Origin of the sequence: Candidatus Regiella endosymbiont of Tuberolachnus salignus, assembly GCF_964020115.1 — a bacterium.
Classification (GTDB): Bacteria; Pseudomonadota; Gammaproteobacteria; order Enterobacterales; family Enterobacteriaceae; genus Regiella; species Regiella insecticola.
This window is the reverse complement of the sequence record NZ_OZ026542.1, coordinates 421,136-437,712: the sequence shown is the minus strand read 5'-3', so window position 1 is coordinate 437,712 and position 16,577 is coordinate 421,136. Positions and strand designations below refer to the sequence as shown.

The following is a 16,577-nucleotide window of genomic DNA, read 5'->3' as shown; positions in this document are numbered from 1 at the left end:
CGCGGATCCTACGTTGTCCGGTACGCACAATCCTCATCTATACCCTTCGTCTTCCAAGCCGCCGCGTTGTTGGCGGCGGGTGTTCGTCCGAATCACGTAATATATCTACGCGCATCGGTCTCACCCCTGGCCGCTTAGCGGCGACTTGAAAGACTGTGAGTATACTTATGTACATTTTGGTTGCTGTGCGCCGGGCGCCTTGACTTCGCATAACGAACTACGGTTTGGAAAGAGGTCTATTTGATAAACCGGCGAGGCGGGTAAAAAAACTTCGGTTAATAGTAATGGATTGCCGGATAAACGTAATAATGAACGGCGAGCCCATAGCTCTCCCTGACGTCCAATTTGGATATAATCACGGGTTAATCTGTTGTCTTTAAATAAATAGCGCCCAAGTGGAGTGGTATTCAAATCTAATAACCCACGATCGGATCCAGAAAGCGTTTGTTCAGGGATCACAGTACGTCCCTCTAACCAAGGCACACCATCACCAAACATCCGTACTTCGCGCAACCAATAGCGTTGACTGGCTGGCAACAACGCCTGCTCATCACCCAACGCTTGCTGGGTAATAAACTGCTGCCGTTGCGGCTCTACAGTCACAGTCTGGCAATACTGCTCAAAGCGCTGGGTCATCGAACCCCTTTCATCTAACCAATTGGCAATATTTTGAGGAAGATTATGTGGCTCCATCGCCCACCATTGGATCATGTTTAGCATCGAGAACGCTTTTGAACTCGATTTTGGGCTGTCAATCATTGCGACTACTCCCCAAGAATGGACAAATAACTATTGTAACGTAAAAAAACCGACCCATAACATTAGACTTCTTACACAACCTATTGTGGAACAGAAAATGCTACGTTCGGTAATTATCATTCTTCTGTATTATTACTGTGCTACCAGTCTCATTCGTAATGGTCTTCAAGAAATCCATCCTAGTTTTAGATAAGATTGATGATAAATTATCATCACAAAATATTGTGATTCAGTAAGCAAAAAAAATAAAATATAAAAAATATAGCCGATAGCTGATGTTTTTCTATGATTATTGACTTCTTTTTAAACAGTTAAACGCAATGATACTTTACAATCGAATGAGCACTGTTTATAGTTCACCTCCATTGCGGGGAGGGATGACCGAGAGGCTGAAAACAATGGTATTGAAGACCAGTGTAACAGGCTAAAACCCGTCGATTGATAAATATTTTTTTAATCAGCACAAGAGATTTCGAATAAGCTCTTAGAGCGGATTAACCAGTTTAGGAAGCGTGCCAGAGCGGTTGAATGGATCAGTCTTGAAAACTGACGAGGATGCAAGTCCTCCGTGAGTTCGAATCTCACCGCTTCCGCCAACAAAAAAAAGACCCCAGATCGGGGTCTTTTTCTTTTCAATCAGTGCCAGTACATCGGGTTAGGATCCCGAGACCCGAAGGAGGTAGCTTGAGCTAGGTATCCTGGCGGTTCCGTTGATCCAGCAGCCATTTCTGTACGCTAGCTTCAGCGAGTACAACTAGGCTTTCAGCGAGCCTTGCCGGAGCGCTAGGCTCATTCTCAATATTCTGGCCTCCGCACTAACAAATTATGCTGACCATGTTGGTACAGCAGGGATTGACTAGCTATCGGTTTGGCTTGCGCAGGTTGGAGTCAAAATCTGGGCATTGTTATACGAAAACCCCTATCGCCATTATTTCTCCGAAAGGGCACTCCCGCCGATATTTTGAAAACTCTTCAGCCATTGGGCTTATTGGATAAAATTGCGTATCCCAGAGCCCAACGTATATCGGTGTTATTGATCTTTTTCATCGCTTTTATATGTGAACTCGGTAGGTTAAGTACATTAAATAAAAGCTCGTTAGCAAACACGGCATTAGCACATTTATTGAATGTATTATATTTATCTCTATTCTCACTATATATGACTATATCAGAGTAATCTTTTTTGCAGAGATCTTTAATCTTATTGGTCAGCCCTGTTTTGTCTTCATCTTTCATCCCAAAAAAATTTAACGTTTGATATAACCCACTGATAGCAAAAAATTCGCTGTTATAAAATTCTTTATTCTGAGTTAATTTTTTTAAATTAGGAAATTGAGTTAATATTGAATCTACTATAGCGCTACATTTTTCCAAAGAGAAATTACCACTAATGTTATTCTCGTTGTATTCCTTCGGATAGCAAAAATCTTTTTCTGATTTTTCGGTAATTGAAAGATTGAAATCATTACTGCCTAAACCAAGAAAACTCACCGCATAAACATTATGATTTATATCATTTATCTTTATAGACATGATGTTATCATCTTGATGCTTAGTTTTATCCGTAGCAAAAGCGATTTGGGCAGATGATCCACCGATTTCGATAATTCCTTTTGTTTTCTTTTTCTCTAACGTACCATTCAAATAATTCACATCAACCCATGCATAAACACCTTCTTCTTGACCACTGATCGTTCTAAATTCGCCAGGTTTAAAATTATTATCACTTACCGCTTCTTTTGCACGTACATAAATCTCTTTTTGCTGTGATTCGGTAACCTTACGCATACCTGCTGTGCCTAATATACTGACAACAACTTCATCGGGTTTGATTTGATGTTCTTGTAATAAAAAAGTGGCTATCTCTCCTAGCATGGGATTAATAAGTTCTGTTTTTATATCATCCACTTTTTCCAGAGGAAGTTTTTTTTCTACATCAAAGAGTGGAGTAATTTTCATGACGTCTTTGTTTATTTGGTAGAGATAAGCCCGTGTTCCACTGCTCCCCGCATCGAAAACGACTTCATATCGAATATTTTTTTCTACGTTAGCATAAGAATGAAAGCTATAACTCGCAATGGCCATCAACACAAAGAATAAAAATATCTTACTGATTTTATTATTGAAATTTTTAATAAATTTATCTGCTATTTTAATAGTTAACATATCTCATACTCCCTATTTTTTCAGATAGCATCATATAATTTTTATATTTTTTTGCATTATTTTATTCAGCGAGGTTGGAATGAAAATGAATTTGTATGAGCTGACAACGGAAAATCGAAATCAGGCCAGTGAAAATATTGATATGCTTTCAACCATTGATATGTTGAAAATTATCAATAATGAAGACAAAAAAGTGGCTCTCGCCGTCGAAGCAGTGTTACCTGCGATTGCCCAGGCGGTTGATTGTATTGTAGAGGCTTTTCAGCAAGGCGGACGTCTGATTTATTGTGGTGCTGGGACTTCTGGACGCCTCGGGATCCTTGACGCCAGCGAATGCCCTCCAACCTATGGCACTTCTCATGAGCAGGTTATCGCATTGATTGCCGGTGGGCATGCCGCTATTTTTCAGGCTGTTGAAAATGCAGAAGACAATCAAGAATTGGCGGAGGAAGATGTTAAAAAAATACACTTCAATGCCAAGGACGTGTTAGTGGGGATTGCGGCCAGTGGTCGCACCACATACGTAATAGCCGCGCTAGGCTATGCGAAAAAGTTGCATGCAAAAACCATTGCACTGACCTGTAATGCAGGGAGTGAAGTGACGCAGGTAGCCGATATTGCTATTGTCCCGATCGTAGGTGCTGAGGTTGTCACGGGTTCATCAAGGATGAAAGCAGGGACGGCGCAGAAGTTGGTGCTTAACATGCTAAGCACGGGCGCGATGATCCGCACCGGCAAAGTATATGGCAACCTGATGGTGAATGTAGAAACTAAAAATTTAAAGCTGGTACAGCGTCAGATTGACATTGTGATGCAGGCCTGTAGCTGCAATCAAGATAGAGCTATTGAAGCCTTACAGGAGTGTAATGGCGATTGTAAGATCGCAATCGTGATAATTCTAACCGCGCTTTCCGTAGATGAAGCACGTGTCGCCCTCCAACAGAATAATGGATTTATTCGCCGAGTACTGAGCCAGCAAGAGATTAATCATGGTTAAAATTACGGAAAAATTCATAACCGATATTTTTCATCTAGTGGTAAATAAAGAAAATATCAAGATATGCGATCACTGTATGACCCGCTTGCGTTTGACCCTCAACGATAATCAATGCGTTGACTACGATAAGCTGAAAGCAATGGACGGTGTTTTAGGTGTTATCAACAGTGATGATCAGTTGCAGATTATTTTAGGGCCTGGTAAAGCACAAACCGCCGCAGAAATGATGAACAAGCTGCTAAATTCGGCAGATACCCCCACCCAAGCGACACCGTTAACCCCTGATAAGCTTGGCGATATTGTCAGCAGCAATAAAGAAAAGATGAAAGCCAAACAAAGCAGCGTAATTCATCAGTTTTTAGCAAAGTTTGCCACCATTTTTACACCGTTGATCCCAGGTTTTATTGCTGCTGGGATGTTGCTGGGGTTTGCCACGCTTCTGGAACAAAGCCTGTTAGCCAATGTGGCAGAGAAGAATGCTACCATGCGGTATATGGCGGGTTACATGAAAATTTTCGCCAAAGGGATGTTTACCTTTCTGCCAATTTTGATTGGCTATAATGCGCAAAAAACGTTTGGGGGTTCGGGGGTTAATGGAGCCATTATCGCTGCGCTGTTTCTTTTTAACTATAATCCGCAGGCCACTGTCGGTTATTTTTCCGGCATTGATAGTTTCTTTGGTATCACCATTGATCCTCGCGGCAATATTATTGGGGTACTGATCGCATCAATCCTAGGAGCAGGTATCGAGCGGCAGATCCGTAAAATCATTCCCGATAATCTAGATATGATCTTAACCTCGATGTTGACACTGCTGATTACAGGCGCACTGGCCTTTACCCTCATTATGCCTCTGGGAAAAGAACTGTTTAAGGGGATGTCATGGCTGTTTATGCATTTGAACGGTAATCCATTCGGTGCCGCGATTCTTGCTGGATTATTCCTGATTTCCGTCATATTTGGCATTCACCAAGGATTTATTCCCGTCTATTTTACTCTGATGGATACCCAAGGCTTCAACTCTCTGTTCCCGATCCTTGCCATGGCAGGCTGCGGGCAAGTTGGAGCTGCATTGGCGCTATACTTCCGCGCCAAAAAAAATTCATTGACCCGCAATCAGGTAAAAGGCGCTATCATCCCTGCTCTGTTAGGGGTGGGGGAACCCTTAATTTATGCGGTGACACTTCCACGAGTAAAACCCCTAGTGACCGCTTGTATCGGCGGCGCATGTGGCGGCTTTTTCATCGGATTGGTCGCCTGGTTTGGTTTACCCATCGGTCTGAATACCGTATTTGGACCTTCAGGTTTGCTGTCATTACCTTTAATGACGTCTGATCAGGGCACTTATACGGGCATGGCGATCTATGCCGCTGGTGTGACTATTTCCTATCTATCAGGTTTTGTTTTTACCTGGTTTTTTGGCAGCAAAAATGTCAATTTAACCTAGATAACCTGAATTCGAGATAAAAAATTTAGCGAAAAATGTGTCTTTGATTTTTCTTAATTAACTGGAATTCAAACGAACCGTCCCCCGTCAGGCAGGGCACGGAATGCCAACGAACCTTCATCGCTGATAACAATCTTACTAAAATAGCCGTTACAAGCGTTAGAGCCTGTTTTGGGCTGATATTGTTCATGGCCAATCTACTGGTATAAGTGCTTACCGCGCCATATCTCGGCGCTTCCCCTTTCGTTAAGCGCCCCGGATTAGTGCCTGGTCGCCGCTGCTACTAAAGATTTTCCTGTCGCATGTGCGCCGGCGATTAACCGACTTAATTTCACCGCTGCCGTTGATTGGGGTGTCTGATCGCGAAATGAAGACATCGCGGCAACCAATGTGGCCGTATCATAAGTATGACTGCCTACTTTAATTTTTTCGATGGCTTCAGAGAACTGAATACGACCCTGCGCATCGGGTGTCTTTCCCCCTGCGCTGGCAACGACAGTTAAGTGCAGGAGGTCGCCTTCTTTTTGCAATTGCAAATTATCTTCCGTAATACCGCCATAAAATTCAATCAGATCGGCGCCTTCGCCTTCTTTGTCAAAGATGATGTCCTCACCATCCCCCCAGGTGTAATGGTATTGATCGTCTCCTAAGCCCCCTTCGAGTCTATCGTTACCGGCGCCACCAATGAGTTTATCGTTTCCTAAACCCCCAGAGAGATGATCGTCGCCATTACCCCCATACAGCTGATCATCTCCGGTGTCGCCACTGAGTGTATCGTTGCCATCACCACCAAAGAGCCTATCGGCACCTGCGCCACCAAAGAGATAATCGTTGCCATTATCACCCGAGAGATCATCATTACCTTCATCACCATACAGGCTATCATCGCCCGCGCCGCCAAAAAGAATATCGTCTCCCAAGCCGCCATGCAGCCTGTCTATATCGCCATCCCCCCACATCCAGTCATCGTCGTCGTCACCAAAGAGGATATCCTCTCCCGATCCGCCATAAAGTTTGTCATTTCCGCTACCCCCTCTGAGGATATCCCTTCCCGCAAACCCAAACAGGGTATCCTGCCCCGCATAACCATTAAGCTGATCATCCCCGACACCGCCGGTAAGCTTATTGTCTCCTGCGTCGCCATCACGCTGTAGTGAAGAAAGTGCCCACAGCGCATCCAGGGTGTAGGATTTTCCCGCTATCTCAACCTGGTTCATCGCAAAAACAGGGCGCGGAGTGACGCTATGACGCGCGTTTTCTTGCCCTTTAATCGTGAGATAACGGCGTTCATCATCATTGCCATTGCTATCTAACCCGACAAAAATAAGGCGTAAATGATTATCTAACTGACGTAAACGTAGCTTATCTACCCTGATATCCCCCCATAACTTCAGGGTATTACGACCTTCTACATCGTCAATAACATCATTGCCATCCCCCAGGGTATATAAATAGGTATCATCACCCGCCCCGCCATAAAGGTGATCGTCTCCGCCGTTCCCCTTTAGCGTATCGTTACCGCTACCGCCAAAGAGCTGATCGCTCTCTTTGCCACCATAAAGCTGATCATTTCCCGCTTCACCGTAGAAGGTTTTTGCGCCGCGCTGATCCGCCCCGGCGAGTAAAATATCATTGCCGGCGCCACCGAAAATAGTACGATCGCCGTGACTCTTATCGGTGATCTCATCATCCCCTGCCAGCGCGTCAAAACGATTATTGGCCAATGCCATCGCACCGGTCAAGACGATGACATCCTTGCCCGACGTGCCTTGCGGGGTTTGCTGTTTTATACCACGCTTCAGATGCCCTTTTTCGTCAAGAGATAAACGATAAAAAACCGGTTTATTCTGTTCATCAGTCTCCAGGAGATAAGCCTCATCCTCTTTATCGATAATCGCGATATGACGATAACGGGCATGCTGAAAAAAATGACGGAGGCGAACAGTGCCCCTATTTTCAGGGCGGCTACGGGGAGCCGTCTCCTTTAAAACCAAATCGTCATTTTCCCTCTCCTGCGTTAATTGATCGAGAGAGAGCGAGTGGAGCATCACCACATCCAGCCGGGGAGCGCCATCGGTATCTTCATTATCGATCACGATATGTCTGACGCTATCAGCGTCATGATACAGGTTATAGACATCACTGCCGGCGCCCCCTTTGAGGTGATCATCACCGCCAAAACTGTAGAGCATATTTTCGGTGTGATCGCCGGTTATCCTGTCGTTAAAAGCCGTATCTATCAACAGGAGTCGCATAAAGTGTGGCAGCAGCCTGTCACGATCATTAACGCGGATTTTTCCTTTTTGCTCACCGTTATCTTGCAGCAACTGCACCCGCTTTTGCGACGAGCCGGATAAATCAGCACTTCTATCAGCGCTAGACAGGTAACGCACAGGAAGCGGGGAGGGCAACTGCCACCCCCCATCGGCTTGTTTTTCTATCACCGGTGGCCAACCATCCGCATTAAGGTAAACCCCGTCACGTGTTATCAGGTTATAGCGATTAGCCAAATGCAGTCGTTGATTATCGTCAGAAAGCACATAGGCATCCTGTAAAAAAAGATAGGTTTGGGTGCCATTGGCATTTTTTAACCGGATGGCTAACTGATATCGACTGCCGTCTGACGGGTTCACACACCGACGGAGTGTAATGGAATGAATATCCTTAACATCGTAATCCAGTATGACACTGCTGTCTTCCGAGGGCGTCTCTACCTCCCCGGCTTGACTGTCATTCAACGTGACCTGAACGTTTATCGAGCGTGAATTTTGCAAAATGGTGTAGCTATCATGCCCTATGCCACCATAAGCGAAACCGGCCTCTAAAAGTAAAATATCATCGCCGGCTTCGCCGTACAGGGTATCACTTCCCCCTCGACCATTGAGCCGATTGTTACCGCTATTACCTATTAGGACATCATTGCGTTCAGTATGTCCATTAATATGCTCAATATGACGAATATTCGCGGCCAGGATCCGCTCACCCTGCAAAGGCTGGTAGTAAATTTTTCCGCTATTCAAATCAACGTGATAACCACTTATCCCGGCGGGCGTCGCGTCAATAACCAGCGTATCTTCATCGGAATCCCCGCCATCAAAATAGCTGCTCAGGCTGGCATCCGGCAATACCGTGCCCTCGGCTGCTCGGCTGCCCAGGTAAAAAACATCGGCTAATGCCCCCCCAGTATAGTTTTTCCTGCCGGCACCGCCGAGAAAGATATTTTTTTTATGCTGATAACCGATAGCTGAATCATTACCCTCCCTAAAATCAAACACCACTTGGTTTGATTGACCCGATGCGGGGGCGCGCGCCACCATTTTCACACTGCCGGGGAACAGGGAGGTGATAACCGTGCGATACCGTTCCTGGTAGGCTTGGTTATAAATATGAAGGCGCGCTTCTTCGATTAACTGCCGGTAGGCTTCTGGCGCGCGCTTCAGTTCACGCTCGGCCGCTTGTATCAACTGTTGATAAATGCTGTTCTCAGCATTGACTTCAGCCCGGGCTTCGGCCTCGGCATCAGCCTTGTAGGAGTCCACGCTCCGAGGGGGGATAAGCCCATATAAATTAATTTGACTCCAGTCACTATAACGCGTCCTTGCCAGGGTGGGTGCCTGGGCTTTAGCCCGCGCCTTGGCTTGTGCTCTCGCATTGGGGTAGCCTAATCGTACGGCGATCGCGTTGGCTACTGCCGTTTTTTTATACTCCGTTTTTTCGGTTTCATTTTCAGCGTAAGCCTGAGCCTGGTTATGCGCCATCGTTTGTACGTAGTCGATATCCGGTCGATCAGCAATAAAGGTATCATTAACCCCCTTAATCGCCCCGGGGGTGTAATAATACTGACCGCTGTCACGCACCAACATCACCTCATCCAGGGCTAATGTTAATCGATGCTTTCCACTCTCTTTCGTGACCTGTTCTTTACGAAGCCCCGTAACCAGTAGTCTGCTACTGATGAGCTTGCCAAAAACATTTTTACGTTCAGCCACGATTTCCTGAAAAGAATGCCTTTCTAAATCAAAATCGCCAAGACTATAAAAATAACTATGCATAGTGGGATTTGTTAACAGCTGTTGATAACCATAGCTAAATAAAAATGCGTTATGACCGTCACGAAAGGCGGGTTTATCCGTGCGTTCTGCGACACGTCCCTGTACATCCTTCGTGGCGTACATTCCCCAAAAGACTCTCCAGCCATTTTCCCATTTTTCAGCGGTATTCAAGCGGATATATTTTTCTATTTCTTCAATTTGACGCACCGCGGAATAGATTGCCCCTGCCAGCATCAGGGCGGCACTCAGCACGATACCGACCGGACCTGCTATCGCCGCCGCGCTGGCGCCGGCCAGAAAGGCCAGGCTAGTCGCAATCCCGATCACCGCACTGACCGTCGAGAGGGCACCGCTGACGATAAGATCCTGCCGCGCTTCTGCGTTCGTTTCAGTACTTAGCTTGTTAAAGGCATGGTAAGCCTCATAAATATCAAAAACAGCACCGCCCAGGCTTAATCCCGCCCCGCCAAATTTGACCATAGAATATTTTAGCTTGAAACCTAACTTTGCCGCCCGGGAAGAAAAATGCGGCAATTTGCTACTGCGGTACATCGCTGCCTGGCGCGCCACCGACGGATAGGCTTTAGCCAATGCCACTTGTAATGGATCCGCGATGCCATTGTAAGTAAGAGAAGCCAATACCCGATTTCGCTCGGATCCAATCTCTTTTTTCTGTTCATCAGACAATCTAACATCGCGTAGCAGGCGGTTATATTTCGCTATCGTCACCACCCCCACGATGTAACCCAGGGTTTGCATCCCCATAGACAAACGATTCGTCGCGATATTGATACGCTCTGACAGGGGACGCGGGCGTAATAAAGACCACAGTGTCGGCGCTATTTGATAATTTTCGCCCCCCTTGTCAACGCTACTTTAGATTGACCACTTTTTGCTACTTTAAAATGTCCAGTTTTTGCTAATTTTCCTGTTGGGTTTCTATTCCAGGCGCCTGGATAATATCAGTCGTTTTTATAGGCAACATGCCTGCTTTGCGTTTATTTTTGAGTCGATAGCTTTCTCCTTTAATATTCAATGTGGTTGAATGATGTAAAAGCCTGTCTAAAATCGCAGTTGCTAAAATGTGATCACCGAATACGTCCCCCCAATCAGTAAAACTTTTATTTGATGTGAGAATGATGCTCGCCTTTTCATAACGACGGCTCAATAACCTGAAAAATAGGCTAGCTTCTTCGCGATTCATCGGTAAATACCCGATTTCATCCAGTATTAATACCCTGGCATAGCACAGTTGCTGAAGTTGGCGTTCCAGACGGTTTTCTTGCTTTGCCTTCATTAAGGTACAGCAGAGTCTATCCAGAGGCATAAACAATACCCGATGCCCAGCTGTAGCTGCCTTGACAGCCAGCGCTATCGCCAAATGCGTTTTCCCTACCCCAGGTGGGCCTAACAAAATGACGTTTTCATGATGTTCGACAAACCTCAGCCCCGCCAGCTCGCGGATAATTTTCCTGTCTATACTTGGTTGGAAAGTAAAGTCAAATTGCTCCAAGGTTTTTATCCACGGCAAACGTGCTTGTTTTAACCGCGATTCCAAGCCTTTTTGGTGACGCCCGTTCCATTCCTGGGCTAATGCCTGCTGGAGAAATTCACGGTAGTTCAGTGCTTTCTTGGTGGCTTCTTCACATAAACTCTCCAACGCATCGCCCAGGTAATCCATTTTTAACCGTATCAACAAGTTTTCCATTTCCATCAGAGTAGCTCCTCATACACACTGAGCGAACGAGACGCTACTCGATTGACCTGTTGCCAAAGGGCTTGATGATGTTCTGGCACCTTTTGCCAGCCCTGCGTTACCTCCTGCAAGAGATGCGTCGCGAGCAGTTGCTCATCGCCGTAAATACGTAGCGTATTATCTAAACCGATACGAATATTAACCGCACGACCACACCAGAATGAAGGCACGCTATAGCGATTACCTCTGACATCGATATAGCTGTCCCATGCCACTTGTCGTAGGTCGAAGTAGCTGGTATCGAAATCAGTCGCAGGGAGTGGCATCAAGGCTATTTTTTCCTCAGCAAAACGATTTTCCGGTGTCTGCTTGAATTGACGAAGATGACGCTGGTCTGCCACTTTCGCCAGCCACATCGCTAGCAGTTGATTAACATGAGCGAAACTCTCAAACTGACGGTAGCGAGTGAAAAAATTGTGTTTAACATAGCCCACCATCCGTTCGGTTTTGCCTTTCGTTTGCGGTCGATAAGGCTTACAGGCGCGAGGGCTAAACCCATAGTGATTAGCCAGTTGCAGGAAGCCCGCATTGAACTCGATGTGGCCATTTTGTCCATGTTTGATAACAGCGGCTTTTTGGTTATCTACCAAGACATTTTTTACGCTGCCACCGAAGTAATTGAAGCTGCGAACCAGCGATTCATACGTGTGCTCAGCATCTTGCTTAGGGGCAGCAAAGACATGAAAGCGACGCGAAAAACCGAGCGTATTAACGGCAAAATTAACCGTACAGGCAGAGCCTGCCACCTCAACGATGATTTCTCCCCAATCGTGTTGAAGTTGATAACCGGGGAGGGTTTCAAAGCGTACCGTGTTTTTCGAGGCCCTGAGCGGACGTTTGGGATGTATATAACGTCGGAGCATCGCACTCCCACCCCGGTAGCCTTTTTCACGGATTTCCTCAAAAATAACCGCCGCATTCCAAACCTGTTCACTCAACCTTGAATCGATGTAGTCTTTAAAGGGCTCGAGTTTAGCAACCTGTTTTTTACCGCGTTTTGCTGTTGGCGGCGCAGGATAGCTAATGTGCCGTCTCACCGTTTTTTCTGAACACCCTATCTGATGGGCAATATCAACAATAAATGCCCCCTGTTGATGGCGTTGTTTTATCATGTAGTGGTCCTCTCTTCTTAGCATGCTTATTTCCCTCATGGCTTTGTCACCACAAAGGAAACTGCATTCTGGCTTGAGTGGACAAATTAAATTAGCAATTTACGGTCTTTTATCATTAGCGCTGACAAACAGGCCATCACTCATTAACTCGTTTCTCCATCTTGAAACAACCGAAGGGCTCACGTCTAGCTTCTTCGCTATTTGCCGGTGAGACCAATTATACGGAGGTTGAAGCCAGAGCAACCCTTGTTGCTTGATATTGATAGGCACGGGGTTTGCCGGCATGGTGTTCTCCTTAATATTAACAGGCGACAACTATGCTGACACAGGGGGTTATTCAGTGATCTTCTTGATGATAATATGCAACAATAAAGCCTTTGAGAGGCTTGAGCGGAGTGCGGTGAAAATCGCACGCTCCGTTGTGCGTCCAGCAAAGGCTGGTACATTCAGCAGGAGATAGACCTGCCAGGGTAAAAGTCGGCGCCCTGTAGCTTGGGTAGCAGCATGGCGGGAAACCAAGATGTTGAAGCCTACCGACAACCTTACCGTTAGGGTAAGTGCGAGATATCAGGCCGTAATACAAATGAACACAGAGGTGGCCCCGAAAGTGCGTAACCTCGAAGGCTGAGCCCGCAACGTAGGGGGCGAAAGCAGCATTGCTGAGCGAAATCGACTGAAACACTGAGCAACTTCGGCGGGGTGGTAGTGACGGCATGATATCAAGGATGTACGAAGCAACTGGAGAAGCCCTCCTCGTCCCAGTGAGAAAGCCACTGGAGCAAGGTAGATTCTATAACCGGTGAACCGGGAAGTGAATCGAAGACGAGAGGGTGGCGGAGGGGTGTGTAGTAGTGATGAAGCAAGGTAACGCTTGTGGAGCAAAGGCACCCTACTGACAATAATGCTTCTAACAACAAGGGAGGCAAGGGTTGTCATGATAAAAACAACCATTAATTTGCAAGACCTGAGAAGGAAGATATACATCAAAGCGAAGGCTGATAAATCTTGGCGATTTTGGGGTATCTATGTTCATGTTGGTAAGATGGAAACGTTGCGTACCTCCTATAAGCTGGCGAAACAAAACAAGGGGGCACCAGGAGTAGATGGGGTGACCTTTGAAGAAATTGAGTCCGCAGGGGTAGACAACTTTCTTGAATCCATCAGGAAGGATTTACTCTCCAAGACCTACTACCCACTGAGGAATCGGAAACGGGCGATACCGAAAGCTGGAGGGCAATCCAGGATGTTAAGTATTCCCACTATTCGAGACCGCGTAGTGCAAGGTGCAGTCAAACTCATTCTAGAAGCGATATTCGAGGCAGATTTCCAGCCGGGCTCTTTTGGTTATCGCCCCAAGCGAACGGCTGCTGAAGCAGTAGAACAGGTAACAGTAGCAGCTATCAAGAATATGACGCGAGTCATCGATGTCGATCTCAAATCGTATTTTGACACCGTGCGCCACGATATTTTGTTAAGCAAAATAGCAACGCGCGTGAATGACAAAGAAGTCATGCGGCTACTCAAGCTGATACTGAAAGCAGGTGGGAAATGTGGGGTACCTCAAGGCGGTCCGTTGTCGCCATTACTGAGCAATATCTATCTCAATGAGGTAGATAAGATGCTTGAACGAGCAAAGGGGGTAACGGGTACGGATGGATATCAGCATATTGCATACGCGAGATGGGCTGATGATCTTATCATAATGATCGACAGCTATAGAAAATGGGATTGGCTGGCAGCGGGTGTCTACAAACGACTGAAAGAAGAACTCATGAAGTTGGGAGTAACACTTAATTTAGAAAAGACACGACAAGTTGATCTGAAGCAAGATGAATCCTTCAGTTTTCTAGGGTTTGTTTTTAGAAGAACGAAAACAAAGCAAGGGAAATGGGGAATCATGAAAACACCGAAGATGGACGCGAGAACACGGCTTTTACAGAAATTAAAAGCGGTGTTCAGAGGCCATCAGTCTCAACCGATTGATCGGGTCATTTATCTCATCAATCCGATACTCAGAGGCTGGGTGAATTATTATAGGATCGGTAATTCAAGTCGATGTTTTACCTACGTTAAAGATTGGGTAGAAAAGAAAGCGAGACGTCATTTAATGAAGGCACGTCGACGGCAAGGCTTCGGCTGGGGGAGATGGAGTAGGGAAGGGTTTTATCAAAAATTAGGTTTATATTCAGACTATAAGATTAGATATTACCCAGTACCGAAAGTGTCGCCAGCCAGATAGGTCACATAAGCTTTGGTATGAAGTTGTCAGGTAAGCGTAGTGCGGGAAAACCGCATGCTGCGTTTGACGAGGCGGGCGATGGAAACGGGAGCAATCAAGATAAGTCGTGATTTGATCACCGCGCCATTGTTCGACCCTACTGACGAGGCGGGCGATGGAAACGGGAGCAATCAAGATAAGTCGTGATTTGATCACCGCGCCATTGTTCGACCCTACCTTAGGCTTACTAGTTATGGGTAATAGTAAGGTTCTTAGGAGAGCGCAGTTTGGTAACAGGCTGCGCTTATCCGACACTAGCGTATGGCGTGCTGAAATCAGGTATTCCTTTTGATGCAAAAATAGCCCTTGCCAAGACATAAGCAAGACGGTATCTGACTTACCCCCTTTATAAAAAACCGGTGTTGACTAATCGGGGAAGCCCTTATAGTACTTTAATTTCCCTTTCGTCAAACGACCCCAAAAGAGTTAGTAAAAGAAAAACAACTCGATAATTTATTTAAACCATCGGACAGTCAGATTCATCTGACAAATTCGATGGCTTAGCTTGTGTCTGTCAGGTTAAGTTTGAGCTACTACAGGTAAAACTCTCCAAGCCCCCCGGGTGATTCACTGTCTATCTCAGCTCGTGCGCGACAACCCGCCAAGATTCCCGGGTCGGTTTAGTTCTTCTGCCGAACCATTTCCGCAATCTTCCGCAGCTCATCCATTGCATTAGAATAAGTAGGTATTCCATATTTCTTTCCAGCATCAATACAGGAGCCTCCTTTACGGACAAAGTCCCCTGCCGGACCGCTTACCGCAATCTTCCGCAGCTCATTCATTGCATTAGAATTAGTGGATATTCCATATTTCTTTCCAGCATCAATACAGGAGCCTCCTTTACGGACAAAGTCCCCTGCCGGACCGCTTACCGCAATCTTCCGCAGCTCATCCATTGCATTAGAATAAGTAGGTATTCCATACTTATCTGCAGCATCAATACAGGAGCCCCCTTCACGGACAAAGTCCCCTGCCGGACCCCTTACCGCAATCTTCCGCAGCTCATCCATTGCATTAGAATTAGTGGGTATTCCATATTTCTTTCCAGCATCAATACAGGAGCCTCCTTTACGGACAAAGTCCCCTGCCGGACCATGTACCGCTATCTTTAAAAGCGCATCCATGAATCTACCACAACTTGGTATCCCATGCGCCTTCGCAACAACAGAACAGGATTCTCCTTTACGGACACGGGCTCCTGCTGGACCCCTTACCGCAATATTTAGAAGCTCATTCATTGCATTAGAATTAATGGGTATTCCATATTTCTCTGCAGCATCAATACAGGAGCCTCCTTGACGGACAAATTTCCTTGCTGGACCCTCCCTTACCGCGATATCTAGAAGCTTATCCATGAACTTACCACTTGGTATCCCATGCGCCTTCGCAACAACAGAACAGGGTTCTCCTTTACGGACACGGGTTCCTGCTGGACCACTTACTGCGATATCTAGAAGCTTATCCATGAAATTACCACTTGGTATCTCATGCGCCTTCGCAACAACAGGACAGGGTTCGCTGTGCTGTACCCGAATAGATGCAATATCTATTGCAAGAGTAGGTGTTTTTTTAAAGGAAACTCCTTGTAATCGCTTAAATATTGCCCAGCTCAGAACTCTAGAAAAGTCCTCTGATAACTCGAACTGAATCCCTCCGGGGATCTTGGAGTTTTCTAGCAATTCCGATGCTTTATTTAGCTCAGAAAGCAATAAACTACTCTCTGTAGACCCTTTCCCTACACTTTCAGCGGCTAACGTATAAAGCGAAGGAACAATTTCGCCTTGCTGATTTGGAAGAACAAAAGCTTGATTGGAATTACGTACATCAATAACTTTGCCAATAAATGCTCGTTGATTTTCATTCAATTGCAACGGTTCGGTTTGTTTGCTGTTTGCTGTTTGCTGTTTGCTGTTTGCTGTTGAATGCTATATTGATCACCTTTAGTACTTACGTTTTTAAACATTTGAATTAATCTTTCTTTGTAATCTAAAAATACCAGCTAGATTACAA

The 16,577-nt window shown here is 45.8% G+C and carries 10 protein-coding genes and 1 tRNA gene; 4 read left to right on the top strand and 7 right to left on the bottom strand.

All coding sequences use genetic code 11. The annotated features are described in order from the left end of the window. Positions 1-165 precede the first annotated feature (165 nt). Positions 166-759: a chorismate lyase gene (gene ubiC, locus AACL30_RS02315; protein ID WP_339057677.1), complete on the bottom strand. Its 594-nt coding sequence runs from the start codon at positions 757-759 to the stop codon at positions 166-168. Between the two features lie 506 nt (positions 760-1,265). Here ubiC and AACL30_RS02310 point away from each other — a divergent pair. Then, a tRNA-Ser gene (locus AACL30_RS02310) sits at positions 1,266-1,355 on the top strand. A gap of 376 nt (positions 1,356-1,731) precedes the next feature. On the opposite strand, the gene AACL30_RS02305 is transcribed toward AACL30_RS02310, so the two are convergent. Further along, entirely contained in the window at positions 1,732-2,925 is a 1,194-nt protein-coding gene (locus AACL30_RS02305; RefSeq protein ID WP_339057676.1) for a hypothetical protein, read from the bottom strand. 79 nt (positions 2,926-3,004) lie between these two features. Here AACL30_RS02305 and murQ point away from each other — a divergent pair, with 79 nt between their 5' ends. Both murQ and murP read left to right on the top strand, forming a co-directional pair. Beyond that, on the top strand, positions 3,005-3,922 hold the full coding sequence (murQ, locus tag AACL30_RS02300; protein WP_339057675.1) for an N-acetylmuramic acid 6-phosphate etherase: 918 nt from the start codon (positions 3,005-3,007) through the stop codon (positions 3,920-3,922). Further along, entirely contained in the window at positions 3,915-5,369 is a 1,455-nt protein-coding gene (murP, locus tag AACL30_RS02295; RefSeq protein ID WP_339057674.1) for a PTS N-acetylmuramic acid transporter subunit IIBC, read from the top strand. Before murQ ends, murP begins: the two co-directional genes overlap by 8 nt. Before the next feature lie 260 nt (positions 5,370-5,629). Here murP and AACL30_RS02290 read toward each other — a convergent pair whose 3' ends face one another. From AACL30_RS02290 to AACL30_RS02275, 4 genes are all read right to left on the bottom strand, one after another. Beyond that, positions 5,630-10,186 (bottom strand): calcium-binding protein, encoded by a 4,557-nt coding sequence (locus tag AACL30_RS02290; protein WP_339057673.1) that lies wholly within the window; start codon positions 10,184-10,186, stop codon positions 5,630-5,632. A gap of 154 nt (positions 10,187-10,340) precedes the next feature. Then, positions 10,341-11,138, bottom strand: a complete 798-nt coding sequence (gene istB, locus AACL30_RS02285; RefSeq protein WP_339058365.1) for an IS21-like element helper ATPase IstB — start codon at positions 11,136-11,138, stop codon at positions 10,341-10,343. Further along, the gene (gene istA / locus AACL30_RS02280) at positions 11,135-12,313 is read right to left on the bottom strand and encodes an IS21 family transposase (RefSeq protein WP_339056344.1); all 1,179 of its coding nucleotides are present in this window, start codon (positions 12,311-12,313) and stop codon (positions 11,135-11,137) included. The genes istB and istA overlap by 4 nt, the downstream gene beginning before the upstream one ends. A gap of 75 nt (positions 12,314-12,388) precedes the next feature. Then, complete coding sequence (locus AACL30_RS02275) at positions 12,389-12,574, bottom strand: helix-turn-helix domain-containing protein (protein ID WP_339057672.1); 186 nt, start codon at positions 12,572-12,574, stop codon at positions 12,389-12,391. Between the two features lie 649 nt (positions 12,575-13,223). Between AACL30_RS02275 and ltrA the strand changes: the two genes are divergently transcribed. Next, positions 13,224-14,528: a group II intron reverse transcriptase/maturase gene (gene ltrA / locus AACL30_RS02270; RefSeq protein ID WP_339057671.1), complete on the top strand. Its 1,305-nt coding sequence runs from the start codon at positions 13,224-13,226 to the stop codon at positions 14,526-14,528. Between the two features lie 659 nt (positions 14,529-15,187). Here the strand turns inward: ltrA and AACL30_RS02265 are convergent. Continuing rightward, a complete protein-coding gene (locus tag AACL30_RS02265) occupies positions 15,188-16,432 on the bottom strand; it encodes a hypothetical protein (protein ID WP_339057670.1) in 1,245 nt (414 codons plus the stop codon). Positions 16,433-16,577: the final 145 nt, after the last annotated feature.